The 25,442-nt window shown below is 73.0% G+C and carries 29 protein-coding genes; 16 read left to right on the top strand and 13 right to left on the bottom strand.

Annotated elements, in window-relative coordinates:
• Positions 1-31 precede the first annotated feature (31 nt).
• On the top strand, positions 32-475 hold the full coding sequence (locus ABZ860_RS06090) for a nuclear transport factor 2 family protein (protein WP_357215757.1): 444 nt from the start codon (positions 32-34) through the stop codon (positions 473-475).
• A gap of 60 nt (positions 476-535) precedes the next feature.
• Here the strand turns inward: ABZ860_RS06090 and ABZ860_RS06095 are convergent, their stop codons facing one another.
• The 5 genes from ABZ860_RS06095 to ABZ860_RS06115 are packed head-to-tail and all read right to left on the bottom strand — an operon-like array spanning position 536 to position 3,830.
• On the bottom strand, positions 536-1,282 hold the full coding sequence (locus ABZ860_RS06095) for a maleylpyruvate isomerase family mycothiol-dependent enzyme (protein WP_357215759.1): 747 nt from the start codon (positions 1,280-1,282) through the stop codon (positions 536-538).
• Positions 1,283-1,299: 17 nt separating this feature from the next.
• The gene (locus ABZ860_RS06100; RefSeq protein WP_357215761.1) at positions 1,300-1,848 is read right to left on the bottom strand and encodes a hypothetical protein; all 549 of its coding nucleotides are present in this window, start codon (positions 1,846-1,848) and stop codon (positions 1,300-1,302) included.
• Between the two features lie 13 nt (positions 1,849-1,861).
• Positions 1,862-2,752, bottom strand: coding sequence for a zinc metalloprotease HtpX (gene htpX, locus ABZ860_RS06105; protein ID WP_357215764.1), 891 nt, complete (start codon positions 2,750-2,752; stop codon positions 1,862-1,864).
• Positions 2,752-3,030 carry a hypothetical protein gene (locus tag ABZ860_RS06110; protein WP_357215766.1) on the bottom strand — a complete coding sequence of 93 codons (279 nt, stop codon included), beginning with the start codon at positions 3,028-3,030 and terminating at the stop codon, positions 2,752-2,754. Before ABZ860_RS06110 ends, htpX begins: the two co-directional genes overlap by 1 nt.
• Positions 3,027-3,830, bottom strand: coding sequence for a PspA/IM30 family protein (locus ABZ860_RS06115; protein ID WP_357215768.1), 804 nt, complete (start codon positions 3,828-3,830; stop codon positions 3,027-3,029). Before ABZ860_RS06115 ends, ABZ860_RS06110 begins: the two co-directional genes overlap by 4 nt.
• A 147-nt stretch (positions 3,831-3,977) precedes the next feature.
• Here ABZ860_RS06115 and ABZ860_RS06120 point away from each other — a divergent pair, with 147 nt between their 5' ends.
• Entirely contained in the window at positions 3,978-4,613 is a 636-nt protein-coding gene (locus ABZ860_RS06120) for a DUF3043 domain-containing protein (RefSeq protein ID WP_357215770.1), read from the top strand.
• Between the two features lie 57 nt (positions 4,614-4,670).
• On the opposite strand, the gene ABZ860_RS06125 is transcribed toward ABZ860_RS06120, so the two are convergent.
• Complete coding sequence (locus tag ABZ860_RS06125; protein WP_357215772.1) at positions 4,671-5,828, bottom strand: hypothetical protein; 1,158 nt, start codon at positions 5,826-5,828, stop codon at positions 4,671-4,673.
• A 64-nt stretch (positions 5,829-5,892) separates the two neighbouring features.
• On the opposite strand from ABZ860_RS06125, the gene ABZ860_RS06130 reads away from it, so the two are divergent.
• On the top strand, positions 5,893-6,891 hold the full coding sequence (locus ABZ860_RS06130) for an aldo/keto reductase family protein (protein ID WP_357215775.1): 999 nt from the start codon (positions 5,893-5,895) through the stop codon (positions 6,889-6,891).
• A gap of 78 nt (positions 6,892-6,969) precedes the next feature.
• Here ABZ860_RS06130 and ABZ860_RS06135 read toward each other — a convergent pair whose 3' ends face one another.
• A complete protein-coding gene (locus ABZ860_RS06135; RefSeq protein ID WP_079313380.1) occupies positions 6,970-7,176 on the bottom strand; it encodes a hypothetical protein in 207 nt (68 codons plus the stop codon).
• Positions 7,177-7,339: 163 nt separating this feature from the next.
• On the opposite strand from ABZ860_RS06135, the gene ABZ860_RS06140 reads away from it, so the two are divergent.
• Together ABZ860_RS06140 and ABZ860_RS06145 are read left to right on the top strand one after the other, a co-directional pair.
• The gene (locus ABZ860_RS06140) at positions 7,340-8,398 is read left to right on the top strand and encodes a bifunctional adenosylcobinamide kinase/adenosylcobinamide-phosphate guanylyltransferase (RefSeq protein ID WP_357215777.1); all 1,059 of its coding nucleotides are present in this window, start codon (positions 7,340-7,342) and stop codon (positions 8,396-8,398) included.
• 18 nt (positions 8,399-8,416) lie between these two features.
• On the top strand, positions 8,417-9,394 hold the full coding sequence (locus ABZ860_RS06145; protein WP_357215779.1) for an adenosylcobinamide-GDP ribazoletransferase: 978 nt from the start codon (positions 8,417-8,419) through the stop codon (positions 9,392-9,394).
• A gap of 16 nt (positions 9,395-9,410) precedes the next feature.
• On the opposite strand, the gene ABZ860_RS06150 is transcribed toward ABZ860_RS06145, so the two are convergent.
• The 3 genes from ABZ860_RS06150 to ABZ860_RS06160 are packed head-to-tail and all read right to left on the bottom strand — an operon-like array spanning position 9,411 to position 11,709.
• Positions 9,411-10,334, bottom strand: a complete 924-nt coding sequence (locus tag ABZ860_RS06150) for a CPBP family intramembrane glutamic endopeptidase (RefSeq protein WP_357215782.1) — start codon at positions 10,332-10,334, stop codon at positions 9,411-9,413.
• Between the two features lie 5 nt (positions 10,335-10,339).
• The gene (locus ABZ860_RS06155) at positions 10,340-11,353 is read right to left on the bottom strand and encodes a DUF1648 domain-containing protein (RefSeq protein ID WP_357215784.1); all 1,014 of its coding nucleotides are present in this window, start codon (positions 11,351-11,353) and stop codon (positions 10,340-10,342) included.
• The gene (locus ABZ860_RS06160) at positions 11,350-11,709 is read right to left on the bottom strand and encodes a GntR family transcriptional regulator (RefSeq protein ID WP_357215786.1); all 360 of its coding nucleotides are present in this window, start codon (positions 11,707-11,709) and stop codon (positions 11,350-11,352) included. The genes ABZ860_RS06155 and ABZ860_RS06160 overlap by 4 nt, the downstream gene beginning before the upstream one ends.
• Before the next feature lie 136 nt (positions 11,710-11,845).
• Here ABZ860_RS06160 and ABZ860_RS06165 point away from each other — a divergent pair, with 136 nt between their 5' ends.
• The 6 genes from ABZ860_RS06165 (at position 11,846) to lipB (ending at position 18,882) form a co-directional block, all read left to right on the top strand.
• Positions 11,846-13,366, top strand: a complete 1,521-nt coding sequence (locus ABZ860_RS06165) for a leucyl aminopeptidase (RefSeq protein ID WP_357215789.1) — start codon at positions 11,846-11,848, stop codon at positions 13,364-13,366.
• A 154-nt stretch (positions 13,367-13,520) separates the two neighbouring features.
• Positions 13,521-14,900, top strand: a complete 1,380-nt coding sequence (gene lpdA / locus ABZ860_RS06170; protein WP_357215792.1) for a dihydrolipoyl dehydrogenase — start codon at positions 13,521-13,523, stop codon at positions 14,898-14,900.
• Between the two features lie 31 nt (positions 14,901-14,931).
• Complete coding sequence (gene sucB / locus ABZ860_RS06175) at positions 14,932-16,431, top strand: 2-oxoglutarate dehydrogenase, E2 component, dihydrolipoamide succinyltransferase (protein WP_357215794.1); 1,500 nt, start codon at positions 14,932-14,934, stop codon at positions 16,429-16,431.
• Positions 16,432-16,542: 111 nt separating this feature from the next.
• Positions 16,543-17,433 (top strand): TIGR01777 family oxidoreductase, encoded by an 891-nt coding sequence (locus tag ABZ860_RS06180; protein WP_357215797.1) that lies wholly within the window; start codon positions 16,543-16,545, stop codon positions 17,431-17,433.
• A gap of 34 nt (positions 17,434-17,467) precedes the next feature.
• Complete coding sequence (locus tag ABZ860_RS06185; RefSeq protein ID WP_357215799.1) at positions 17,468-18,208, top strand: peptidase E; 741 nt, start codon at positions 17,468-17,470, stop codon at positions 18,206-18,208.
• Between the two features lie 2 nt (positions 18,209-18,210).
• Complete coding sequence (lipB, locus tag ABZ860_RS06190; RefSeq protein ID WP_357215800.1) at positions 18,211-18,882, top strand: lipoyl(octanoyl) transferase LipB; 672 nt, start codon at positions 18,211-18,213, stop codon at positions 18,880-18,882.
• A 3-nt stretch (positions 18,883-18,885) separates the two neighbouring features.
• Here lipB and ABZ860_RS06195 read toward each other — a convergent pair whose 3' ends face one another.
• A complete protein-coding gene (locus tag ABZ860_RS06195; RefSeq protein ID WP_357215803.1) occupies positions 18,886-19,173 on the bottom strand; it encodes a DUF6204 family protein in 288 nt (95 codons plus the stop codon).
• 11 nt (positions 19,174-19,184) lie between these two features.
• Entirely contained in the window at positions 19,185-19,823 is a 639-nt protein-coding gene (locus ABZ860_RS06200; protein WP_357215805.1) for a helix-turn-helix domain-containing protein, read from the bottom strand.
• An 81-nt stretch (positions 19,824-19,904) separates the two neighbouring features.
• Between ABZ860_RS06200 and ABZ860_RS06205 the strand changes: the two genes are divergently transcribed.
• The 4 genes from ABZ860_RS06205 (at position 19,905) to ABZ860_RS06220 (ending at position 23,661) form a co-directional block, all read left to right on the top strand.
• Entirely contained in the window at positions 19,905-21,074 is a 1,170-nt protein-coding gene (locus tag ABZ860_RS06205; protein ID WP_357215807.1) for a hypothetical protein, read from the top strand.
• A 135-nt stretch (positions 21,075-21,209) separates the two neighbouring features.
• Complete coding sequence (gene lipA / locus ABZ860_RS06210) at positions 21,210-22,151, top strand: lipoyl synthase (protein WP_357215809.1); 942 nt, start codon at positions 21,210-21,212, stop codon at positions 22,149-22,151.
• A gap of 29 nt (positions 22,152-22,180) precedes the next feature.
• On the top strand, positions 22,181-22,852 hold the full coding sequence (locus ABZ860_RS06215; protein WP_357215811.1) for a DUF4191 domain-containing protein: 672 nt from the start codon (positions 22,181-22,183) through the stop codon (positions 22,850-22,852).
• Between the two features lie 20 nt (positions 22,853-22,872).
• Positions 22,873-23,661, top strand: coding sequence for a class I SAM-dependent methyltransferase (locus tag ABZ860_RS06220; protein WP_357215814.1), 789 nt, complete (start codon positions 22,873-22,875; stop codon positions 23,659-23,661).
• Between the two features lie 20 nt (positions 23,662-23,681).
• On the opposite strand, the gene ABZ860_RS06225 is transcribed toward ABZ860_RS06220, so the two are convergent.
• Positions 23,682-24,143, bottom strand: coding sequence for an RDD family protein (locus ABZ860_RS06225; RefSeq protein ID WP_357215817.1), 462 nt, complete (start codon positions 24,141-24,143; stop codon positions 23,682-23,684).
• A gap of 130 nt (positions 24,144-24,273) precedes the next feature.
• Here ABZ860_RS06225 and ABZ860_RS06230 point away from each other — a divergent pair, with 130 nt between their 5' ends.
• Positions 24,274-25,308 (top strand): hypothetical protein, encoded by a 1,035-nt coding sequence (locus ABZ860_RS06230; protein WP_357215820.1) that lies wholly within the window; start codon positions 24,274-24,276, stop codon positions 25,306-25,308.
• Positions 25,309-25,442 lie beyond the last annotated feature (134 nt).

Genomic DNA, 25,442 nt, shown 5'->3' on the forward strand with positions numbered 1-25,442 from the left:
TGCCGCGAAGAACGAGCGAAGGAGCACGACCATGACCACCACGGACCCCAGGGCGGTCGTCATCCGCTACGTCGAGGCCGTCCGCGACGGCGACGCCGACGTCGTCTACGACAGCTTCGCCGCCGACGCCACCTGGCACTACCCGGGCGACCTGCCCATCTCCAGGACGTGGCGCGGCCGCGACGCGATCGTCAACGACTTCCTCGGCGGCATGGGGCCGATCCTCGTCCCGGGCAGCATGACGATCGAACTGGTCGGCACCATCGCCGAAGGAGACCGCGTGGTCGCCGAGTGGACGTCCAAGGCGGACACCGTTTTCGGCACCGTCTACGACAACCGCTGCATCGGTGTCTACACCGTCCGCGACGGCAAGATCACCTCCGTTGTCGAGTACAGCGACACCCGGCACGTCGCCGCCGCCCTCTTCCCCGGCCACGGGGCCCCCGTGCTCGCCCGCACGGTCCAGGCCCCCTGACCGGACACCCGTGCTCCGACCGGCACGGTTCCGATCGCCGGGAGGGGTACCGGCTCGGCGTCAGATCCGGGCGCGCTCGCGCCAGAATCGCAGCAGCTCGTCGTCGCCGTGGACCGCGTCGGGCTCGCGCCGGTTCCACAGCGTCAGCATCAGGTCCCCGGTCGTCGGCGCGTGTACGACGACGTCGGCCGGGGCGTCGGACCTCTCGTAGGTGAACCCCTCGGGGGTGAGCCGGACGAGCCAGGCCCCGCCCGTGTCGGCCCGCCAGGAGATCGCCTCCCCGTCGCTCCTGAGCTCGGCGACGAGCGGCCGCCACCGGGCGTACGGGAGCACGTCGAAGAACTCCTCCACGCCGTCGGCCGCGACGTCCTCGTCGATCCGGGGGGCGATACCGAGGGCGATCTCGGCGTCGGCGCGGTGGACGACGGTCTCGTGGAGCTGGCGGCGGGACCAGAACCGGGCGCTGCGGTCCCCCGCCCAGCCCCACACCTCCGTGTCCGGGTCCCGCCCCTTCAGCGCCTCGGCGAGCTGTGCGCCTCCCGCCTCCAGCCAGTCCGCGTGGCCGGCGAAGTCCTCGGGGAAGCCGTGGTCCATCGCGGCGCGGTCGTATCGGCGGTCGGCGGCGTCCCGCACCATCGCGGCGGCCCACCGGTGCACGGCGCCCGTGTGCTCGACCAGCTCCCTGAGGTCCCATCCCGGGCAGGTCGGCACCGGCGTGGCGCCGTCCCGTCCCCGTACGGCCTCGGCCATCCGGCCGATCTCCGCGACGGCGGCCTCGGCGTACCGCAGGTGGGTCCACTCGGTCATTGGGGGCTCCCGAAGAGTCAGAGGCCGGGGGCGCCCCAGACGGGAAACCAGCTCGCGAGATCGGGCTCGATCGTGAGCTCACGGTCCAGGACGCCGCGCACCTGCAGTTCCAGCGCGTTGTCGCGGCGCGGTTCGCCCATGGGGGCGAAGGGGTAGAACGTGCCGCGCTTGTAGAGATACACGATCGCCAGCCTCCTGTGCGAGGGGTCGGCGAAGGCGACGAGCGAGCACAGCAGCGACGGCCCGAACCCGGCCGACTCCAGGGACGAGTTGGCGGCGTGCAGGTCGGTCACGAGCCCGGCCACGTCGGGGTTGCGCACCTGCAGCCAGGTGTAGCCGTAGGAGTCCCGGGAGACCTCGACCCTGCCCATCAGGGCCTCGATGTCCTGTTCGAGCCGGGCGAAGGCGCCGCCCTCCGCGGCGCGGAAGCACACCGAGCCGGTTCCCGCCGGGGCGAAGCCGGTGGCGGCCTGCAGCGTGACCGCGGCGGACGGCAGGGCGAACAGCGCGTCCAGGTCGGGCCTGGCGGGCTTGGAACGGCCGAGCAGGGCGTCGAACCAGCCCATCAGCGCCTCCTCATCAGCGGCCCAGCGCCGCGGAGATCCTGGCGAGCTGGTCCAGCCGCCGCTCCAGCGACGGGTGGGTCGACAGCAGCGAGGCGACGCTCTGGCCCGAGATGGCCGGCGCGAAGAAGAAGGCGTTGAACGGCTGCGCCTCGCGCAGGTCCCTGGTCGGGATCCTGCCGATGTCGCCGCTGATCTTGACCAGGGCGCTGGCCAGGGCGCTCGGCTGCTGCGTCAGCAGCGCGCCCGCGCGGTCGGCGGCCAGTTCGCGGTAGCGCGACAGCGCCCGCGTCAGCAGGAAGCTGACGGCGTAGACCAGGCCGGACACCGCGAAGATGATCAGGCCGATCGGGGGGCCGTTGTCGTTCCTGCGGCCGCCCAGACCGGTGTAGAGCGCGAAGCGCGTCATCAGGCCGGCCACGACCCCCAGGAACGAGGCGATCGTCATCACCGCCACGTCCCGGTGGGCCACGTGGGACATCTCGTGGGCCAGCACTCCTTCGAGCTCCCGCGCGTCGAGCCTGCGCAGGATGCCGGTGGTCACACAGACCACCGAGTTCTTCTGGTTGCGCCCGGTGGCGAACGCGTTCGGGATGTCCGAGTCGGCGATCGCCACCCGCGGCTTCGGCATCCCCGCCATCGCGCTCAGCCGGTCGATGATCCCGTGCAGCTCGGGAGCCTCCTGCGGGGAGACCTCCCGCCCGTGCATCGCGAACAGCGCGATCTTGTCGGACAGGAAGTACTGCGCCAGCAGGAGACCCCCGGCGATCACGAGCACGGTGACCGCACGCACGCCCACCGCGACCAGGACGGCCACGAACGCGACGTAGATCAGCCCGAGCAGGAACATCGTCACGGTCATCCGGACGGTGAGGCCGCGATCAGGGGCGAACCGCGTGGAGGCCATCAGCCAGGGATGAGCCCGGTGTCCCCGAGCATCTCCCGCACTTCCTCGATCGAGGCGTCGGCCGGCGGCAGGATCAGCTCGGACGGCTCCAGCGAGTCGTCCGGCAGGGCCTTGCCGACGTGCCGCACCTTGTCCAGGAGCGCGTGCAGTTTGGCGCGGAAATCGTTCTCGTCGCCCGACTCGATCGCGGCTTCCAGCTCGCTGTCGAGCTCGTTGAGGACGTCGATGTCGGCGGCGCCGATCTCGACCTGTCCCTCACCCATGATTCTGACGATCACAGTCCCTCCCCCGGCTGGCGCAGCTGCTGCGTGTGCTGCTGCTGGCTGGACGGGGCGGCCTGACCCTGCTGGCCGGGCTCGATCGCGCTCCTGGGCGCCGGGCCCTGGCCGAGCTCGGCCTTCATCTTGGCGAGCTCGAGCTCGACGTCCGAGCCGGCGCCCATGCGGTCGAGCTCGGCCTGGATGTCGTCGCGCTGACCGGTGAAGTCGTCCAGCGCGCCGCTGGCCAGCAGCTCGTCGATCGCGCCCGCGCGCGCCTGCATCTGCGCGGTCTTGTCCTCGGCCCGCTGGATGGCCAGGCCGACGTCGCCCATCTCCTCGGAGATGCCGGAGAACGCCTCGTTGATCCGGGTCTGGGCCTCGGCCGCCGTGTAGGTGGCCTTGATGGTCTCCTTCTTCGTACGGAAGGAGTCGACCTTGGCCTGGAGCCGCTGGCTGGCGAGGGTGAGCTTCTCCTCCTCGCCCTGCAGGTTGTTGTACTGGATGCGCAGGTCGGCGATCTGGGCGTTGAGACCGTTGCGGCGGGTCAGCGCCTCGCGGGCCAGATCCTCGCGCCCGGCCGACAGGGCCTGCCTGCTCTGGTTCTCCAGCTTCGTGGCCTGCCCTTCGAGCTGGTTGATCTGCAGCTCCACCCGCTTGCGGCTGGTGGCCACGTCGGCCACGCCCCGGCGGACCTTCTGCAGCAGCTCAAGCTGGCGCTGGTAGGAATAGTCCAGCGTCTCCCGCGGATCCTCCATCTTGTCCAGGGCCTTGTTGGCCTTGGACTTGAAGATCATGGAAAGTCTCTTCATCACGCTCATGCGCGTCGGCCGTCCCCTTCTCCAAGGTTGTGCGTGGGTGACCCCAGCCGTCTCAAGCCCCTTGTCAGGCGGCGTGGCCGCCTGGGTTCACCCTACGCATAACGCGCGAGGGCGTCACTAAGTTGCACTCCCGGTAGGCTGGGCGACGTGTTCCGACGTCGCACCCAGACCTCCGCGGAGGACTCCCCCGTCCCTGTAGAGGATCCTAAGCCCCACGGCACCCCGGGTAAGGGCCGTCCCACCCCGAAGCGGAGCGAGGCGCAGGGCCGCCGCCGCTCCCCGGTGACCGCTCCGGCCAACCGCAAGGAGGCCTACCGCCTGGCGCGCGAGCGCGACAAGGCGCTGCGCGTCAAGCAGCGCGAGGCCATGCTGCGCGGCGACGAGCGGGCGCTTCCGGCCCGCGACCGCGGCCCGGTGCGCAAGTTCGCCCGCGACTGGGTGGACTCGCGGCGGCTGCCGGGGCAGTACTTCCTGCCCGTCGTGTTCGTCATCATGCTGCTGTCGATGGTGCCGTTCCCGATCCCGGTCCGCTCGGCCGTCATGCTGGTCTACACGCTGTCGCTGCCGGTCGTGATGGTGCTCGTGCTGGCGAGCTCCTTCTACGTGGCCACGAAGGTGAAGAAGGAGGCGGCGGCCAAGTTCCCGGGCGAGGACCTCAAGGGCGTGGGCTTCTACGCGGCGATGCGCTCGTCCCAGATGCGCCGCCTGCGCTTCCCCAAGCCCACGGTCCTGCCCGGCGGCATCCCCGTCGCCCTCAAGGACACGGCCGCCGCGAAGAAGTGACCCCCGCGTCCGCCTGACCCCGGCTGCCCGGCCCGGGGCTGCCCGGTCCGGGCCGCCTCACTCCCACTGCAGGACGCCCTCGCGCACCACGGGAACCGACCCGTCCACCGGGCCGCCCTCGGCGAGGGCGTCCGCCGTGGCCTTGAGCAGCGCGTAGTAGGACGACCACTCGTCCTCGAAGTACGGCGTCTCCCAGTCGGCCGAGCCCACCCCGCCCGTGGCGGAGTTCGTCACGAGGTAGTCGCCGAAGTCGGGGTCGTAGGCGAAGGGGATGCCTCCGCCCATCTCGCAGGCCTCGGGCCAGGAGGAGACCAGCCCGCGCGCGCCCATCAGCATGTGATGCGACGAGAACCGGAACGCCGCCGGCCCGCGGGCGCCGTTGTGGCGCAGCAGCGAGGCGCGCAGCGAGTCGGGGATGCGCGCCCCCACCCGCGCCTCGGCCGTCGCCACCAGCCGGCGGCCGGCCGGGCCGTTCAGCGAGGCGTACGTCTTGGGCGCGTGCGCCTTCAGCCACTTCTCTATCCGCCGCCACTGCCGGTTCACCGCGGCCGTCACGCCCCGGGAGACCGGCCGTACGACAGGGGTCGTGGACCTCTTCCGGACCGCGCACGTGGGCGCGGGGGACGGCGCCGGGCCCTGTGGCGCGGCCTCCGCGTCCACGGGACCGGCGGACGGCGCGGGATCCCACGCCACCCCGCACCCGGGCGCGACACAGGACTCGCCGGTCCGGCCGGAAGGCACGCGGACTCCCGCCATCGGGCAACCGCCCGCGAGGCAGGGCTCGGCATCGTCTCCCGTGTACGCCGTCCAGCCGAACGACGGCCCGGGCTCCGGGCCGAACACGGCGTTGTCCAGCATCTGCGCGCCGAGGGCCAGCAGGCCGAGCGCGACGAGCGCGGCCGTCAAGCGGCGCGCCTTCCTCCCGCGCGGCCGCTGGATCCGGGGCAGCCCGCCGAGGAGACGGGCGATCGGCGCGGCGGCCTCCGGCCGGTCGTACCTCGCGAGGTCCTCGCTCGTGGGCCATCCGAGCACGGGCTCGGGGCCGCGCCCGGCCGGGTCCCCCGCGTCCTGCGGCGGGCCGGGGCGGGGAGCGGCCGGCGCCGGCACGACGGCACGGCGCCGGCGCGCGGCGACGACCAGCCCGGCGGCGACACCGGCGACCAGCGCGACGGCCAGAGCCAGTCGTACGGGGCGAGAAGCGATCAACCGGCGCACGCCGGGCACCCTACCGCGAACCACCCGGAGGAGTGACGCGGTGTCATGACCTAGGGTCGGACCCATGGAATACCGTCATCTTGGCCGCAGTGGCCTCATGGTCAGCGAGATCAGCTACGGCAACTGGATCACCCATGGGTCGCAGGTGGAGGAGGACGCCGCCGTCGAGTGCGTCCGCGCGGCTCTCGACGAGGGGATCACGACCTTCGACACCGCAGACGTCTACGCCGGGACCAGGGCGGAGGAGGTCCTCGGCCGGGCGCTGAAGGGCGTGCGCCGCGAGTCGCTGGAGATCTTCACGAAGGTCTACTGGCCCACCGGCGAGGGCAAGAACGACCGGGGACTGTCCCGCAAGCACATCATGGAGTCGATCAACGGGTCGCTGCGCCGGCTCCAGACCGACTACGTCGACCTCTACCAGGCGCACCGCTTCGACGTCGAGACGCCGCTGGAGGAGACCCTGCGGGCCTTCGACGACCTCGTACGGCAGGGCAAGGTGCTGTACGTCGGCGTCAGCGAGTGGTCGGCCGACCAGATCGCCCGGGCCTTGAAGATCGCCGACGAGATGGGGTTCGACCGGCTGGTCTCCAACCAGCCGCAGTACTCGATGCTCTGGCGGGTCATCGAGGCCGAGGTCGTGCCGCTGTGCGAGAAGGAGGGCCTGGGCCAGATCGTCTGGTCGCCGATCGCGCAGGGCGTGCTCACCGGCAAGTACCTGCCCGGCCAGCCGCCGCCGGCCGGGTCCCGCGCCACCGACCCGGCGGGCTCGGGCTTCATCGGCAGGATGATGGACGACGAGCTGCTGCGCCGGGTGCAGGACCTCAAGCCGATCGCGGCCGACCTCGGGCTCTCGATGGCCCAGCTCGCCGTGGCGTGGGTGCTGCAGAACCCGAACGTGTCGTCGGCCATCGTCGGGGCGACCAAGCCCGAGCAGGTGCGCGACAACGTCAAGGCCTCGGGCGTGAAGCTCGACGCCGAGGTGCTCAAGAAGATCGACGACGTGCTCGGTCCGGTCGTCGAGCGTGACCCGGCCAAGACCGTCAGCCCGCCCGCGCGTCCCTGACGCCGCTCCGGTCCTGCCGGACCGGTGTCGTCACGGGGGTCGTGACCGCGCCCGTCGCGGTCCCGGCCCCCGCCCGGCTCACTCGGCGCGCAGGGACATCCCCGAGTATTCGACCCGCTCGTCCTCCATGAGTGTGACCTGCTCGACACCGGCCTCGAGCAGCTCGCGCCAGCTCTCCCCCAGCCACGACTCCGCGTCCGACTGGCTGGAGAAGATCTCCCGTGGCAGCGGCCGGTCCGTGACCTCGCCGCCGTTCGCGTCCTCGTAACGCCACCGCCAAATCACCCGCACCCGCTCCTTCGGTTCCTCGCCGCCCCCGCACCGGGACTTCACGCCGGGGCCGGTGCGGCACAAAGACCGTGCAGCCGGACCCTATCCTCTCTTCCCGGCGTCCACTCCCCCGCCCGCGCGGGGCCGCCCGGCGACTCGGACGCGGAAAGGCAGCGGCATGGAGATCCGCCTGGAGGGAACCGGCGGCCCGGAGGGCTGGCCCGTTCCCGGCTGTCCCTGCGCGTCCTGCGGCCGGCTCGCCCCCGGCCACCGTCGCCCCGCTTCCATCGTGCTCGACGGCCGCGTACGGCTCACCGGCGCCCACCCGCCCGGCGGTCACCTGGTCCGCCGGACGGCCGACGGTCTCGAGGTCACCGGACCCGACGGCGGTCGCCTGCTGTACGCCGCGGGACCCGCCACCGGCTCCCCCGGGCGGGACGCGGACCCGCCCTTCGACGTGGTGCTCATCGACCTGCCCGACCGGCCGGAGCGGCTGGGCGACCTGCGCCGGCGTGGGCGGGTCACGCCCGCGACGCGGATCGTCGCGGTGCACCTCGACCACCGCGTCACGACGGAAAGCGAACTGGCCCGCCGCCTCGCATTCTGGGGCGCGGCGGCCGTTCCCGACGGGACCGTCGTGGACACGGCGAGGGCGGAGGCGATCTCGCAGGTGCGGCCGGGCCGGACGCTGCTGCTCGGCGGGTCCAGGTCCGGCAAGTCCGAGGAGGCCGAGCTCCGCCTGGCCGCCGAACCCGAGGTGACCTACGTCGCCACCGGGCCCTCGGGCGGCGACGACCCTGCCTGGCTCGCCCGCGTGCGGGCCCACAGGGAGCGGCGCCCGGCGCACTGGCGGACCGTGGAGACGACCGACCTCGTGTCCGTCCTGACCGGCGGCCCGGGGACGTTGCTCGTCGACGGGATCGGCACCTGGCTGGCCGCCGTGTTCGACGAGTGCGCCGCCTGGCCGGGCGGCACGCCCGCGGCCGGCCACCATGCCACCCTCGACGCCGCCCTCGGCCGCGTGGCGGAGCGGTGCGACGCCCTGACGGCCGCCTGGCGCGGCACCCGCGCCCGGGTGGTGGCGGTGAGCGACGAGGTGGGCCTCGGGGTGATCCCGGCCACCCCCGCCGGACGGCTGTTCCGCGACGCGCTCGGCCGCCTCAACCAGGCCCTCGCCCGCGAGTCCGAGGACGTCGCCCTGGTGGTCTCCGGCCGGGTCGTCCCGCTGCCCCTGTGACAACTACGATCTGCCCTCGTGTCCGACGAATCTCGCACAAGCGGACTTGGCGCGGCCTGGCGGTTCGCGGTCGGGACGCTCACGATCCTCCCCGTACGGCCGGTGGAGGCCGGCCGCGTCGTGGTGGGACGCGCCATGGCGCTGGCGCCCTTCGTCGGCGTGCTCCTCGGCCTGGCCGGGGCCGTGGTGCTCGTCGCCGCCGGTTCGTTGTCGGGCTCGCCGCTGCTCGGCGCCGTCCTCGCGGTGGGCGCGCTCGCGTGGCTGACGCGGGCCCTGCATCTCGACGGACTCGCGGACCTGGCCGACGGGCTCGGCAGCGGCAAGCCGTCCGACGGGGCGCTGGAGGTGATGAAGCGCTCCGACATCGGCCCGTTCGGGGTCGTGACCGCCGTGATCGCCCTGCTCGTGCAGGTGGCCGCGCTGTCGCGGGGCGACGCCGTCGCCTGGGTGGCGCTGGTGACGGCCGCGGTGACCGGCAGGCTGGCCGTCACCTGGGCCTGCCGCGAGGGCGTGCCCCCGGCCCGGCCCACCGGCCTCGGCGCGCTCGTCGCCGGCACCGTACGGCGGGGCGCCGCGATCGGGGCCACCCTCGCGTCGGCCGTCGTCGTGGCGGTGCTCGCCCTGGTGGCGGCGATCGGCGCACCGGCCTTCTGCGTGCCGGCCGCCGGCGGGACCCGGGTCGTCCTGGACCTCGCCGCGCTGTTCCCCGTCGGCTTCGACCGCCTCTCCAACGACTACGGCTATCCCACATCGGCCAACGGGGGGACCCTCGGCGCGGGCCTGCGGTCCACCGGTCTGCTCTCCCACCTGACCGTCGACCCGTACCTGCTCGCGCCCGCCGGGCTGCTGCTGGCGATGGCCGCCGGGCTGGGGGCGGCCGCGCTGCTGCGCCGCCGGGCCGTACGGCGGCTGGGCGGCGTCACGGGCGACGTGCTCGGCGCGCTGGTGGAGACGGCCACGACGGTGACGCTGCTGGCCGCCGTCCTGCTGGTGTGACGCTGGTGAAGGCTCGTCAGCGCGGCGCGGCGACGGGACGCAGCCGGTAGACGACGAGGACGACCGCCGCGAGCAGCACCCAGCCGACGACTCCGGTGATCCCGGCGAGCGCGGCGTTCGGCGGGGCGGCCGCGTCGCCGAGGAGCAGCGCCAGGCCCGTCACGGCGTTCAGCGAGCCGTGGGCGATGACCGCGGGCCACACGCTGCGCGAGCGCAGCCGCAGCCAGCCGAGCAGCGCCCCGAAAAGGACGCAGAAGCCGACGAACAGCGCCGCCGCCCAGGCGCCGAGCGCCGGGTAGTTGTAGCCCTTCAACGTGAGGGGAGCGTGCCAGAGACCCCAGATCACCCCGGACAGCACCAGCGCGGGCCACACACGACGGGGTCCCGGCGCGGACGAGACGGCCGGGTCGCCGAGCAGACGCGGCAGCAGCCAGCCCCGCCAGCCCCACTCCTCCCCCAGTGCGGGGATCGCGTTGAGGAACGGGGCGATCAGCACGGCCTGCGCGGCCTGCACGGCGTACAGGACCCGCGGGTCCAGCGGCACCTTGCCGATGGCCGCGCCCAGTTGCGCGTGGAACAGGCTCAGCCCGGCGAAGTCGAGGCTCACCACGCCGACGGCGGCGCTGACCAGGAGGGCGACGGCCACGAGAAGCGGCACGCCGAGCAGCGCCGCCACCAGGAGCGCGGCCGTCCCGCCCCGATCCGGTCCGAGCGTGAGCCCGGTCGCCCGCGCCCATGCCCTCAGCGGCGTGCCCCGCCGCCGGGTGAGCCACACGGCCAGCACGCCGAGGGAGGGCGTCAGCATCATCAGCCCCCCGACCAGCGCGAAGGCCGGCGTGCCGAGCCGTACGGCCCCCAGCCAGAGGGGGAGCGCGATCAGCCACGAGGCTCCGAACGCGACGAGGAGGAAGAGCCAGACATCGGCGTTGCGCCGGATCACGGTCATCACCTTTCGACGGAGGGGCGCCGCCGGGCGACGAGGGCGTTGAGGAGGGCGGCGCCCGCGGCCGCGTCGTCCACCGTGATCGCCAGCTCACCGCCGGAGGTGTACCGGACGACCAGGCACTCCCCGCCGCGGATCATGATCGTGGCCCGTCCCGGGAGCCCGCGGTAACCCCATCCGCCCACCTGGACCGGATACCGCTCCTCCACCCACGCGCGTTCGATCCGGTCGAGCGGCACCCGCCGCGCGGGCCACCGCAACGGCCCGTACGCCACCCGCAGGCCCTCGAAGCCCACCCTGACCGAGACAGTCGAGAGCGCGAACCCGGCGAGGCCGACGATGGCGAGCACCGCGACCGTGTGCCAGGTCCGGCCGGGCAGGCCCATGAGCCTGAACACGGCGAACGCGACGGACGCGGCCAGCGCGGCACCGGACAGAGCGAGCAGCAGCGGGGCCGACACCGACGACACCCACACCACCAGCCGTCCCGGCGCGAGGTCGGGGGCGGCCGCCTCCGGCGCGGGCGCCGGCGCCGGCTCGTCCGCCCGGCGACGTCCCGCCCACGTCGCGAGCAGGGCGCACGCGAAGGCCACGACGATGACGGCGATCGCCTGCCAGGTGATCGGGGCCGCGTCCTGCCAGCGGGACCGGTCGAGGTTGGCGGCGATCGACACGGCCTGCAACCCGACCGTGAAGACCCCGCCCCAGGCGAGACCGGCGGCGATCCCCACCCGGCCAGCCCGCCGGGTGACGAGCCGCCGCCGCCCGAGACCGAGGCAGGACGCCACGAGCACCGCCCAGAGCACCAGGGGGAAGACCGCGAGGAAGACGGTCGGAGCGGAGCCGTCGGGCGCGCCGGACGGGCCCCAATGGGTGGCCGCCGGGTCAGGCAGGCGCCCGGCGAACGCCAGCGGCACCGCCACGAGCACGGCCGCGACCAGGACGGCCCAGGCCGCGGTGGCCGCCAGGAATCGGGTGCGGAAGCCGGTTGCGGAGGTGTCCCGCGGGTCGGTCATGCCATTTCCTCGCTGAGGTCCTTGATGAGAGCGACGACGTCGTCGGCGCTGAGGCCATATCTGGCGGCCTCGTCGAGCAGGTCGCGCGCACGCGTCCTGAGTGCCGCGCGGCCGTCCGGCCGCCGCAGCACGGACACGCCGCGCCCGCGGCGGAACTCCAGCAGGCCCTCGTCCCGCAGGTCGCGCAGCGAGCGCAGCACCGTGTTCGCGTTCACGCCCAGCGCGCGGGCCAGGTCGCGGGCCGGTGGCAGCCGATCGCCGGGCGCGACGTCCCCGGCCACGATCGCGCGCTTCAGGGCGGCGGCCACCTGTTCGTGCAAAGGCCGCGGATCGTTGAGATCGAGCGTGAGCAACATGGTGCTAATGATATTAGCACCATACGCCCGGAGGGTCGCGATGGTGCTAGTTTCATTGGCACCATCGAGATTACCGATAGGTAGGATGAACCCTCGTTTATGCGTAGCCGAGTAAGCCCAGCTAGCATCGGCTCACGTGACCACAGTGCGCATAAACGCATCTGACGCGGTCTCCATCGAGACCAGTGCTCTCATAATCGGCGTCCACACGACCCCGGAGGGTCCACGCCCGGCTCCCGGAGGCGAAGGCCTCGACCAGGCCTTGGACGGACGACTCGCCGAGATCCTCACCACAATGGGGTTCACCGGCAAGGCCGAAGAGGTCGTCAAGATCCCGACTCTCGGGGCGCTGCCCGCGCCCGTCGCCGTCGCCGTGGGCCTCGGCGACGCGCCGCAGGACGGCCCCGAGGACGGCTACGACCTGGAGACCCTGCGACGCGCCGCCGGAGCGGCCGTCCGCTCGCTCGCCGGCTCGGCGTCCGCCGCGCTCGCGCTGCCCGCCCGTACGGCCGCCGAGGCGGAGGCCGTGGCGCTGGGCGGCCTGCTGGGCGCCTACGACTTCACGCGCTACCGCACCGGCGGTGACCGCAGGTCGCCGGTCGGCGAGCTGACCGTCCTGTCCGGCGCGGCCGGGGCCGAGGAGGCCGTCGCGCACGCGGCGACGCTCGCCGACGCCGTCACCCTCGTCCGCGACCTGGTGAACACGCCGCCGTCCGACCTGTGGCCCGCGCGCTTCGCCGAGATCGCCCAGGAGACCGGCGGCGAGGCCGGCCTGTCGGTCGAGGTGCTGGACGAGGTCAGGCTCAAGGAGGACGGCTACGGCGGCATCATCGGCGTCGGCCAGGGCTCGATCAACCCGCCGCGCCTGGTCCGCGTCGCCTACAGCCACCCCGAGGCGTCCCAGAAGGTCGCGTTCGTCGGCAAGGGCATCACCTTCGACTCCGGCGGCCTGTCGCTCAAGCCCTCCGCCTCCATGGACTGGATGAAGTCGGACATGGGCGGAGCGGGAGCCGTGTTCGGCGCGCTCGTCGCGATCGCCCGACTGGGCCTGCGCGTCAACGCGGTCGGCTACCTCTGCCTCGCCGAGAACATGCCCTCGGGCAGCGCCCAGCGCCCTTCCGACGTCCTGCACACCTACAGCGGCAAGACCGTCGAGGTGCTCGACACCGACGCCGAGGGCCGCCTGGTGCTGATCGACGGCATCGCCCGTGCCGCCGAGGACCAGCCCGACGTGATCATCGACGTCGCCACCCTGACCGGCGCCCAGATCGTGGCGCTCGGGTGGCGTACGGCCGGCGTGATGGCCAACGACGACGCCCTGCGCGAGGAGGTCGTCCGCATCGCCGGCGAGCAGGGCGAGGGCGCCTGGGGCATGCCGCTGCCCGCCGAGCTGCGCAAGGGGCTCGACTCCGCGGTCGCCGACATCGCCAACCTCCAGCCCGAGCGGTGGGGCAGCATGCTCGCCGCGGGCATCTTCCTGCGGGAGTTCGTCCCCGCGGGCGTCCGCTGGGCGCACGTGGACATGGCCGGGCCGGCGTTCAACAAGGGCGAGCCGCACGGCTACACGCCCAAGGGCGGCACCGGCGCGCTGACCCGCACTCTGGTCGCCGTCGCCGAGCGCTACGCGGGGAACGGCACGTCCGCGCAGGCTGTTTAACCAGAAAGAGCCCCCGCGGGCTGTTCGAAGAGGGAAGACGGCTCCGCCGCGGCGTGCCCGCCCGGGCCCGGGCCGGGGCCACGATCTTCCGGGACAAGTGAAAAGATGCTGCCGGGTCCACCCGGCGGTGCGAATACGACCAAGGAGCATTCCAGTGGCTGATGGCAGCGGCCCCTACGACATCGTCGTCCTAGGTGGCGGTAGCGGTGGTTACGCCTGTGCCCTGCGGGCGGCCGAGCTCGGCATGAACGTCGTCCTCATCGAGAAGGACAAGGTCGGGGGCACCTGCCTGCACCGCGGCTGCATCCCCACCAAGGCGCTGCTGCACGCGGCCGAGCTCGCCGACCAGGCCCGCGAGGGCGAGTCGTTCGGCGTCCGCACCCGGCTGGAGGGCATCGACGTCCCCGGCGTCCACGCGTACAAGGACAAGGTGATCGGGGGCCTCTACAAGGGCCTGGCCGGGCTCATCAAGAGCAAGAAGATCACCGTGGTCGAGGGCGAGGGCCGCCTGGCCGGCCCTAACCGCGTCGTGGTCGGCGACCAGGTCTACGAGGGCCGCAACGTCGTGCTGGCGACCGGCTCGGTGCCGAAGTCGCTGCCCGGTCTCGACATCGACGGCGAGAAGGTGATCAGCAGCGACCACGCGCTGGTCCTCGACCGGATCCCGTCCTCGGTCGTCATCCTGGGCGGCGGCGTCATCGGCGTCGAGTTCGCCAGCGTGTGGCGCTCGTTCGGCGCCGAGGTCACGATCGTCGAGGCGCTGCCGCACCTGCTGCCGCTGGAGGACGAGTCCAGCTCCAAGCTGCTGGAGCGCGCCTTCCGCCGCCGTGGCATCAAGTACGAGCTGGGCGCCCGGTTCGACAGCGTCAAGACCACCGACACCGGGGTCGTCGTCTCCCTGGAGAACGGCAAGACCCTCGACGCCGAGATCATGCTCGTCGCCGTCGGCCGCGGCCCGGTCTCGGCCGGCCTCGGCTACGAGGACAACGGCATCGCGACGGAGCGCGGCTACGTGCTCGTCAACGAGTTCTGCCAGACCAGCGTGCCGGGCGTGTACGCCGTGGGCGACCTGATCCCCACGCTGCAGCTCGCCCACGTCGGCTTCGCCGAGGGCATCCTGGTCGCCGAGCACATCGCCGGGCTGAACCCGGTGCCGATCGACTACGACGGCGTCCCGCGCATCACCTACTCCGAGCCCGAGGTCGCGTCGGTGGGCATCGCCACGTCGGTCGCCCGCGAGCGCGGTCACGACGTCGTCGAGCTGAACTACAACCTCGCCGGCAACGGCAGAAGCAAGATCCTGCAGACTCAGGGCGAGGTCAAGGTCGTCGCCGAGCGCGACGGCCGGGTGCTCGGCGTCCACATGGTCGGCAGCCGGGTGGGCGAGCTGATCGCGGAGGCTCAGCTGATCTTCAACTGGGAGGCCACGGCCACCGACGTCGCCCAGCTCATCCACCCGCACCCGACCCAGTCCGAGGCCCTCGGCGAGGCCATGCTGGCCCTGGCCGGCAAGCCGCTGCACGTCCACAACTGAAGCCCTCCTAGCGAACGCGAGAGAAGACACCATGCCGGTCTCCGTAACCATGCCCCAGCTCGGCGAGAGCGTTACCGAGGGCACCGTCACCCGCTGGCTGAAGAAGGAAGGCGACCGCGTCGAGGCCGACGAGCCGCTCCTCGAGGTGTCGACCGACAAGGTCGACACCGAGATCCCTTCGCCGTCCGCCGGCTACCTGACCAAGATCATCGTCGCTGAGGACGAGACGGTCGAGGTCGGCGCCGAGCTCGCCCTGATCGACTCCGAGGCGGGCGCCGCCCCGGCCGCCGCCGAGCCGGCGGCGCCGGCTCCCGCTCCGCAGCCCGAGCCCGAGCCGGAGCCCGCTCCGGCCCCCGCGCAGGCGGCGGCGCCCGAGCCCGCACCCGCGCCGATCTCGTCGATCCCGCAGCCCGCGCCCGCCGTGGTGACGCCGCAGCCGGCGCCCCCGGCGCCCGCGCCCGCCCCGGCCCAGCAGGCCCCGGCTCCGCAGCCGCAGGCGCCCGCCCCGGCCGCGCAGCCGAGCGAGCCGACCCCGCTGCCGTCGGCCGGCGAGAGCCCGTACGTCACGCCGCTGGTCCGCAAGCTCGCCGCCGAGCACGGCGTCGACCTCGACTCGCTGACCGGCACCGGCGTCGGCGGCCGGATCCGCAAGCAGGACGTGATCGAGGCCGCCCGCGTCCAGCGCGAGCAGGCCGCCGCCGCTGCCGCCGCTCCGGCGGCCCCGCAGGCGGCGCCCGCCCCGGCCCAGGCGCCCGCCGCCCCGGCCGCCGCCGCGCCCGCCGCGTCGGAGGTGCGGGTGGACACCACGCTGCGCGGCCGTACGGAGAAGATGTCGCGCCTGCGGCAGACCATCGCCAAGCGCATGGTGGAGTCGCTGCAGGTCTCGGCCCAGCTCACCACCGTGGTCGAGGTCGACGTCACCCGCATCGCGCAGCTCCGCAACCGGGCCAAGGACGAGTTCCAGCGGCGCGAGGGCGTGAAGCTGTCGTTCATGCCGTTCTTCGCGCTGGCCGCGGTCGAGGCGCTCAAGCAGCACCCGAAGCTGAACGCCACGATCAACAGCGAGACCAACGAGGTCACCTACTTCGACGTCGAGCACCTCGGCTTCGCGACCGACACCGAGCGCGGCCTGCTCGTCCCGGTGATCAAGAACGCCGGCGACCTCAACATCGCCGGGCTCGCCCGTAAGATCGCCGACCTGGCCGAGCGCACCCGCACCAACAAGGTGAGCCCGGACGAGATCACCGGCGGCACGTTCACGCTGACCAACACCGGCAGCCGGGGCGCGCTGTTCGACACGCCGATCCTCAACCAGCCGCAGGTCGGCATGCTGGGCACCGGCGCGGTCGTCAAGCGCCCGGTCGTCGTGGACACCCCGGAGGGCGAGGTCATCGCGGTCCGCTCGATGGTGTACCTCGCGCTCAGCTACGACCACCGCCTGGTCGACGGCGCCGACGCGGCCCGCTTCCTCACGACGGTCAAGCACCGCCTCGAGGAGGGCCGCTTCGAGGCCCAGCTCGGCCTGGCGTAACCGTACGCCCGGGGCCGGCGCGAGCCGTACCCCCCGGACGCCGATGGGGCCGTCCCGCGTTTGGCGGGGCGGCCCCGTTCGTTTCCGGGTAGTGATCGAGTCGTGGAGACGATGACGACAGTGGTGACGGGCTCCTCGGGGCTGCTCGGAACGGCGCTGGTGGGCGCGCTGCGCGCCGGCGGGCACGAGGTGCGCAGGCTCGTGCGGCGCGCGCCCGCGGGCCCCGACGAGCGCTTCTGGGACCCGGCGGGCGGCGTGCTCGACCCCGGGGCGCTCGAAGGCGCGGACGCCGTCGTCCACCTGGCCGGCGCCGGGATCGGCGACCGCCGGTGGTCCGAGGCGTACAAACGGGAGCTGGTGGACAGCCGCGTCAGCGGCACGCGCACCCTCGCCGAGGCGCTGGCCCGCACCAAGGGCGGGCCGCGGGTGCTGCTGTCCTCCTCCGCGGTCGGCTTCTACGGCGACACGGGCGATCGTGCGGTGGACGAGTCCGCACCGGCGGGCACGGGCTTCCTGGCCGACCTGGTGCGCGGCTGGGAGGGCGCCACCGCACCCGCGGGGGAGGCGGGCGTGCGGGTGACGCTGCTGCGCACGGGCGTCGTCCTCAGCGGCCGGGGCGGCGCGCTCGCCCGGATGCTGCCGATCTTCAAGATGGGCGCGGGCGCCGTGCTCGGCAGCGGCAGGCAGTACGTCTCGTGGATCTCGCTGCCCGACTGGGTGGACGCGGTCCGCTTCCTGCTCGCGCACGAACTGGCCGGGCCGGTGAACCTCACGGCTCCCGAGCCGGTGACCAACGCCGAATACACGGCCGCTCTCGCGAAGGCGCTGCGGCGCCCGACGATGCCGCTGCCCGCCCCGCGTCTCGCGCTGCGCCTGGCACTCGGGGAGTTCGCGGAGGAGGCCCTGCTCGCCGGCCAGCGGGTGCTCCCCCGGCGGCTGCTCGACGCGGGTCACCGGTTCGCCCATCCCACCATCGGCGAGGCGCTGGCCGCCGTACTCTAAAGAGTCATTCGATCCGGGAACAGGAGTGGTGGGCATGAGCCGCATCGGGCAGTCGCACATCGTCGCCATCGGAGGCGGATCATTCCGGCAGACGGAGCGCTACGGGTTCATCGAGCCGACCGCCCTGCTGCGTTACGTCCTCGACCTGACGGGTCAGGACCGCCCCAAGCTCGGCCTGCTCGCCACGGCCACGGGCGACGACGCCGACTGGCTGCTCAAGATGTACGGCGCGTTCGCCCGCTGGGACGTCGAGGTGAGCCACCTGACGGTCTTCCCGATGCCGAACGTCGAGGACCCCCGCGAGTGGATCCTGGAGCAGGACGCGATCTACGTGAGCGGCGGCAGCGTCGCCAACCTCGCGGCGCTGTGGCGGCTGCACGGCCTGGACGAGGCGTTCGCCGAGGCGTGGCGGGCGGGGATCGTGCTGTCCGGGCAGAGCGCCGGCGCGCTGTGCTGGCACGTGGGCGGCAACACCGACTCGTTCGGGCCGACGCTGCGGCCCTGGGCCGAGGGCCTGGGCCTGCTCCCCTACTCCTGCGGCGTCCACTACAACTCCGACCCGCAGCGGCGGGCGCTGCTGCACGAGTCTGTCGCGTCAGGCGAGCTGCCCGAGGGGTACGCCGCCGACGAGGGCGTCGCGCTCCACTACGTGGGCACGGAGTTCATCCAGGCCGTGACCACCGACCCCGAGGGATACGCCTACCGGATCGAGCGGGACGGGCCCGCCGTCAAGGAGCTGCGTATCGAGCCCCGGCTGCTGACCTCTACGCTGTGAACGTGAAGGGCGATGGGAACGTGAAGGGCGTGGCCATCGTCCGCCTGGGCGTCGACGTACCGTACGAGCAGGCGTGGACCCTGCAGCGGCGGCTGCACGCCCGGCGGGCGGCCGACGAGATCTCCGACCTGTGCCTCATGCTGGAGCACGCCCCCGTCTACACGGCGGGCAAGCGGACGCTGCCGCACGAGCGGCCGGTCGACGGCACACCGGTCATCGACGTCGACCGGGGCGGGAAGATCACCTGGCATGGTCCCGGGCAGCTCGTCTGCTACCCCATCATCCGCATCGGCGACGTGGTCTCCTACATCCGGTTGCTGGAAGAGGTCCTGATCCAGGTCTGCGCCGACTTCGGGCTGACCGCGCGGCGGGTCGAGGGCCGCGGCGGGGTCTGGGTGCCCGGCGACCCCGCGCACGGGCTGCCCGACCGCAGGCTCGGCACGATCGGCATCCGGGTCTCCGGCGGGGTCACCATGCACGGCTTCGCGCTCAACTGCGTCAACGACCTGAGCTGGTACACCCGCATCGCCGGTGACGACGCCGGGGTCACGTCGCTAGCGGCCGAGACCGGCCGGCGGATCATGGTCGACGAGGTCATCCCGTTCGCCGGCAAGCGCCTCGCCGAGGCTCTCGGCGAGGAGCCGTACGACCTGTACGAAGAGGATCTCGCCTGACGGCTACGCGCCGCGGCCCTTCCGGCGGATCTTGATCTGGCGCATGTCGGTCACCGCGAGCCGCAGGATCTCGTACGGGTGCCCGTGCGCGTCCAGCGCGGCCATCGCTGCCAGCGCGGCCTCGTCCTCGCCGTCGTCCGGCCCCGCGGGCACCTGGCAGCGGAAGGTGAAGGCCGACACGCTCGCGTCGTGGGTGAACGTGCCGCCCTCGGTGTAGGCCGCGCCGCCCGCCGCCGTCACGGCGGCCCGGCCGGCGTCGTCGAGGCCCTTGAACTTTCCCCTGATCGTCACCCTGAACACGGTCATCCCTCTCGTACGGCGTAGGTGCGGACGCGCTCGCCCAGGAGGCTCTCGGCGACGTCGAGCAACTCCAGCACGGCGGCCGCGATGGCGTCCGGGCTCTCCCCCGCCGTCGTACGCCGCCCGATCTCGGCGTACACCAGCGAGTGGAGGGAGCCGATGTGCCAGGCGACCACGCGCGGCAGCGGATCAGCGGCGTCGGCGCCGGTCTCCTCGGCCAGCGCGGCCGCCAGGGCGTCGGTCATCCGGCGGCCGAGGTCCTCCAGCCGGGCGGTCAGCGTGGGGGCGGCCCGCATCATCTCCAGCACGCGCCCGAATCCCGCGCTCAGCCCGACCGTGCGTTCACGCCCGTGTATCTCCCGGCGCAGGCGCTCCAGCACCGCGACGGCCGCCGACCGGCCCGGCGGCCGCTCCCGCACGATTTCGGCCAGCCTCCCGGGCGACGCCTCCTCGGGCGGGAGCACCAGGTCCTCCTTGGCCTGGAAGTAGTTGTAGACGGTGTTCACCGAGACCTCGGCGGCCTGCGCGACCTCGGCCATCGTGACGTTGTCGAAGCCGCGCTCCACGAACAGCCCGACCGCCACCTCGGCGATGCGCTGCCGGGTCTGCCGCTTCTTGCGCTCCCGCAGTCCCTCGGTCATTGCCGCACTCTACTGCAAAGTTGCAATCGATTGCAGTTTTTTCCTCTCGCCGGACGGGAGGGCCTCGGACATACTCACGGCATGAACCTCTCCCCCGGCGAGGTCCGTACCGATTTGCTCCCCCGTGACGTCAGGAGGCGGTTCCTCCGGCTCCAGGGCCGGCGGCTGGACAGGCCCGGCCCGGCGGCCGCCAGGCTGGCCGCCTTCGCCCTGTCGGCCGTCGTCCACGCGGTGACCGCCGCCATCCTGGCCGGCGGCGTCCTCATCGTCGTCAACTGGCACGGCAACGTGCTCGGCTGGCTGCTCGGCGGCGTCCTCGCCGCCATCGCGGTCGCGACCAGGCCCCGGACGGTCCGGCTCCCGGAGGGCGCCGAGGAGGTCACCAGGGCGCAGGCGCCCACCCTTTTCGAGGCCGCCGACCGGATCGCCGGGGCCGTCGGGGCCCCACCCCCGGCCGCGATCCATCTGCACGACCGGCTCTTCCGGTGCGCCCACCTGCGGGCAGGGGTACGGCGGCGGCCCGTGCTGCTCGTCGGCCTTCCGCTGCTGCTCACGCTGACGCCACGCGAGCGGGCGGGCATGCTCGGAGCGGAGCTCGCGCGCGACGTCAGCGGCGACCCCGGCCGCGGCCTGCTCGTCCCGTCCGCTCTCGCCACCACAGGAGAGTGGCGGCACGCCCTGATGGGCATGCGGGTGGACCGTTACCGCCACTTCGGCGACCCCTATCTGGACCAGCACGGCATCGTTCCGGGAGGCAGGATGGCGTCGCAGGCGATCGGCAAGGTCACCGGCTGGATTCTGGTGTGGCCGCTGTTCCTCGCCGAGCTCGCGCTGCGGCGGCTCGTCTCCGCCCAGTCGCAGCACGCCGTCTGCTACGCCGACCAGGTCGCGGCCCGCGCCGTCTCGTCGCGGGCCGTCGCCGAGTATCTCGACGCGCTCACCATGGCGGAAAGCCGCCTCACCCCCGTCATGGCCGCGGCCAGGCGCGGGGAGACGGCCGAGGAGATCCGCCGTGCCGTGCTCTCCAGGGACGCCGGCCCCGGCCTGGTGGCCGCGCGCCGGGAGGACTCCCTCGCCGGGCTGGCCGCCTGGCCGGCGGAGCCGCCGACGGCGCTGCGGGCCGTCCTCCTCGAATCGGCCGACGTCGACGAGGGCTCGGCCGGCCTCGGCTCCGGCGAGTCCGACCGAATCGACGCCGAGCTGTCGGGCCACCTCGCGCGGACGGTCCGGGAGCTGTCCCGGATCACCTGAAGGCAGGTAATAAGCTGGGATCGTGAACGAGCGTTCCGACAGGCACGCAGGCCCGCGTACGGCGCAGGGCCGCGTGCTCCCGCTCGGACCCCGGGCCCGCGGACCGCTGCCGCGGAGTGCTGCGAAGGAAGTCGCATGACCGTCGCTCCTGAAGGCCGAAAGCTCCTCCGCCTGGAGGTGCGCAACAGCCAGACCCCTATCGAGAAGAAGCCGCCGTGGATCAAGACCCGGCTGCGCAACGGCCCCAACTTCAACGAGATCAAGTCGTTGGTCAAGGGCGCGGGGCTGCACACCGTGTGCCAGGAGGCGGGCTGTCCCAACATCTCCGAATGCTGGGAGGACCGCGAGGCCACCTTCCTCATCGGCGGCGACCAGTGCACCCGGCGCTGCGACTTCTGCCAGATCGACACGGGCAAGCCGGCCGAGTACGACAGGGACGAGCCGCGCCGCGTCGCCGAGTCGGTGCGCCAGATGGGCCTGCGCTACGCCACGGTGACCGGCGTCGCCCGTGACGACCTGCCCGACGGCGGCTCCTGGCTGTACGCCGAGACCGCCCGGCAGATCCACGAGACGGTGCCCGGCTGCGGCGTCGAGCTGCTGGTGCCGGACTTCAACGGCGACCGCGGCCAGCTCGAGGAGGTCTTCTCCAGCAGGCCGGAGGTCTTCGCGCACAACATCGAGACCGTGCCCCGGATCTTCAAGCGGATCCGGCCCGCGTTCCGCTACGAGCGCTCGCTGCAGGTCATCGGCATGGCCCGCGAGGCGGGGCTGGTCACCAAGTCCAACCTCATCCTCGGCATGGGCGAGGAGCGCGAGGAGATCACCCAGGCGCTGCGCGACCTGCACGAGGCCGGATGCGACCTGGTGACCATCACGCAGTACCTGCGCCCCACCCCGCGCCACCACCCGGTGGACCGCTGGGTCAAGCCCGAGGAGTTCGTGGAGCTCCAGCAGGAGGCCGAGGAGATCGGCTTCGCCGGCGTCATGTCCGGGCCGCTGGTCCGCTCGTCCTACCGGGCCGGCCGCCTGTACCAGCAGGCGATCGCCGCCCGCGTTGGCGAGTCTCGTTTTCATTAAGTCAGCTCGGCGTTTGTATCCTTCAGACCATGGCGAAAGACGCAGCGGCTCCGGGTCGCCTCAAGCAACTCCGGATGGTCGCACAGATCATTCAGCAGGCGAACCCCAAGGGGATGCCGATCGTCTACGCGTCGGCTCTGGGCACCCTCGTCCTGTTCGTCGTCATCGGCGTGATCGTCAACTGGACGTGGATCGTTTTCGGCGTCTTCGCCGCCGTACTGGTGGGGATGGTCGTCTTCAGCCGCCTCGCCCAGAGGGCGCAGTACTCGATGCTCCACGGCCAGCCGGGGGCGACGTACGCGATCCTGCAGAGCCTGCGCGGCACCTGGTACGTCGAGGAGAAGCCGGTCGCGGTCAACCGCGACCAGGACCTCGTCTTCCGGGTCGTCGGATATCCGGGGGTCATCCTGGTCTCCGAGGGCCCGCCGAACCGGGTGCAGCGCATGCTCGTCGCGGAGAAGAAGCGCGTGCAGCGGGTCGCGGTCGATGTCCCCGTCTACGACGTCCAGTGCGGTGACGCGGAGGGCCAGATCCCGCTGGCCAAGCTCCAGCGGCACATGATGAAGCTGCCCCGCAACCTGAAGAAGGGCGCGGTGTCCGAGGTCAACAACCGAATGCGCGCGCTCACGCCGGCCATCCCGATGCCGAAGGGCCCCATCCCCAAGGGCGCCCGGATGCCGCGCGGCCCCAAGATGCGCTGACCCGTCCGGAAGACGACAGGGTGGATGTCGGAAGGCGGCCGGTCTCCCGGTCGCAGACCTCGCGGGCCAACCGCGGCTGGTGGGACGGCGCGGCCGACGAATACCAGGCCGAGCACGGCGGTTTCCTGCGCGACGACGGCTTCGTGTGGTGCCCCGAGGGCCTGGACGAGGCCGAGGCCCGGCTGCTCGGCGACGTGGCGGGGCGCCGGATCCTGGAGATCGGGTGCGGCGCCGGCCAGTGCGGCCGGTGGCTGCTGGGACAGGGCGCGGCGGTCGTCGGCGTCGACCTGTCCTACCGGCAGTTGCAGCACTCCCGGCGGATCGACATGTCCGCCGGGGCGAGTCTGCCGGTCGTCCAGGCCGACGCCGAGACGCTGCCGTTCGCGGACCAGTCGTTCGACCTCGCGTGCTCGGCCTACGGGGCGCTGCCGTTCGTCGCGGACGCCGGGGCGGTGCTGGCCGAGGTGCGCCGGGTGCTTCGGCCGGGCGGCCGCTTCGTGTTCTCCGTCAGCCACCCCGTGCGGTGGGCCTTCCCCGACGATCCGGGTCCGCGCGGCCTGACCGCCGACCGGCCCTACTTCGACCGGTCGCCGTACGTCGAGTTCGGCGAGGACGGCGAGCCGTCGTACGTGGAGCACCACCGGACGATGGGCGACTGGGTGGGCCTTGTCGCCGCCTCCGGCCTCGTCCTGACCGGCCTGACCGAGCCCGAGTGGCCGCCGGGCCACGACCGCGCGTGGGGCGGCTGGAGTCCGCTGCGCGGCCGCCTGCTCCCCGGTACGGCGATCTTCCAGTGCGTCAGGAGCTGAACGCGGCCGGTTGACCCCGGCTAGAGGTTGACGACGACCGTGCCGCTCGCGCGGTCGTGCAGGCCGCGCCGGTCGCGGTCCCAGATGAGCGCGGGCACGGCGAGGCACAGCAGCAGCGTGCGCACCAGCACGCCGGGGAAGGACGGCCGCCCGCCGTCGAGCCGGGCCACGCGGATGCCGAACAGGCGCATCCCCAGCGTCATGCCGATCGTGCCGACCAGCAGGACGTACTCCGCGGCGAAGACCGCGAGGCCGACCGCCCCGACGTCGTTGCCCTGGACGCGCAGCAGGCCTCCGGCGATGGCCCAGGTGCACAGCAGCCAGTCGACGAGGACGGCGCCGATCCTGCGCCCCCACCCCGCGGCCGCCCCGGGTCCCTGCTCGGGCAGGCCGAGGCGCTGCCCCGGATAGCCCAGGTCCACCCCGGCGGCCCGCGGGCCCCCCATCCAGGTCTGCGTCCAACGCGGCTGCCGGTCACTCATGGTTTCCCAGCGTATCGGGGAGGGTCGCCGGTCTGGCGTCCGGCCGCGAAGCCGTACATCATGAGCGGGCTTATCGCATTAAATCCCGGTATCGTGAATCGTTTCCGACCTGAGCGCTTTGGAGGGAACCGTGCGGCCGGCGGACCCCGATGACATCGACGCGCGCTTCGAGGCGCTGGTCGCACAGTTCGACGAGGACGAGATCCGGAGGATGACCGCGGCGGCCGAGTCGGCGTCGCCATCACCGGGACGGCGGCGCCGCCCGGCCGTGCTGGTGGTGATCGCGGGCCTGGTCGTGCTCGTGGGGCTCGTCGTCGCCCTGCGGCCCGACGTCCTGGAGAGGCTCGGCATCGTCCGCCCGGCCGCCGGGGGCGAGGACCTGATGATCTCCGGCCCGGTGGTCGCCCGGCCCGGGCCCGTGCTGACGCCGATCCCCGACGGCGAGGAGGGCCTGTTCGACCACGGCCCCGTCCCGCCGCCGTCCGCCGGTCCGTTCGCCGGCACCCCGGCCGTCGATTACGCCGACGGGGAGCAGGGGCTCGCCATGCCCGCGGCACGCGCGCTCGGCGGGCTCACCGAGAAGGAGGTCGGCCAGGCCCTGCGGCGCGTACGGCTGCTGCTGTCGGCCGCGCACCTCGACCCGGCCACCGTGCGGGGCGAGCGCCCGGAGGAGTTCGCCCGCCTGCTGCATCCCCGGCAGCGTGAGGCGTTCCTGCGCCACCTGGACGACAGCGGCCCCTCGGGCACGCGGTCGTGGCTGTTCAGCCTCGCCCCGGACGCGGCCGAGCCGGTCGGGCACGTCGTGAAGGTCTCCGGCGAGACGGCGATCTCAGAAAGGGCCGGCGGAGGCGTCACCATCGAGACGGACTATCTGTTCGTCCACCCGGTCAGCCGTCCCGGCGCGCCCCTGGTCGTGACGAGGGTCGTCGAGCGCCACAGGAGCGAGTTCTCCGCGTACCGGGAGAACGGGAAGCTCGTCGTCTGGCTGACCACGGACAAATCCGCCCTCTTCGGGGCGAATTGCGCTTCAAGCGACGGATTCGTCCATCCGCGATTCCCCGGCGACCCGCAGGGAGCGCGACCCTCCGGCGAGCCCGTCGATCCCTACGACCGCGCCTCCGGCGTTTCCGGCGGGCCGCGCTGCCCGGCCGCGTTGGGCACCTGACCTGCGAGAAGGCCGTACGATGGAGCCGGGGAACGGCGGGCCGACGTTATCGCCGCGACCGCCCGGGTAGCGCTTTCCCTTAACACGCGCGAAACAATCGAGACATGGGGCGGAAACGGCATCGGCCTATTTTC

This window comes from Microbispora sp. NPDC046973 (genome assembly GCF_040644495.1).
Lineage (GTDB): Bacteria > Actinomycetota > Actinomycetes > Streptosporangiales > Streptosporangiaceae > Microbispora.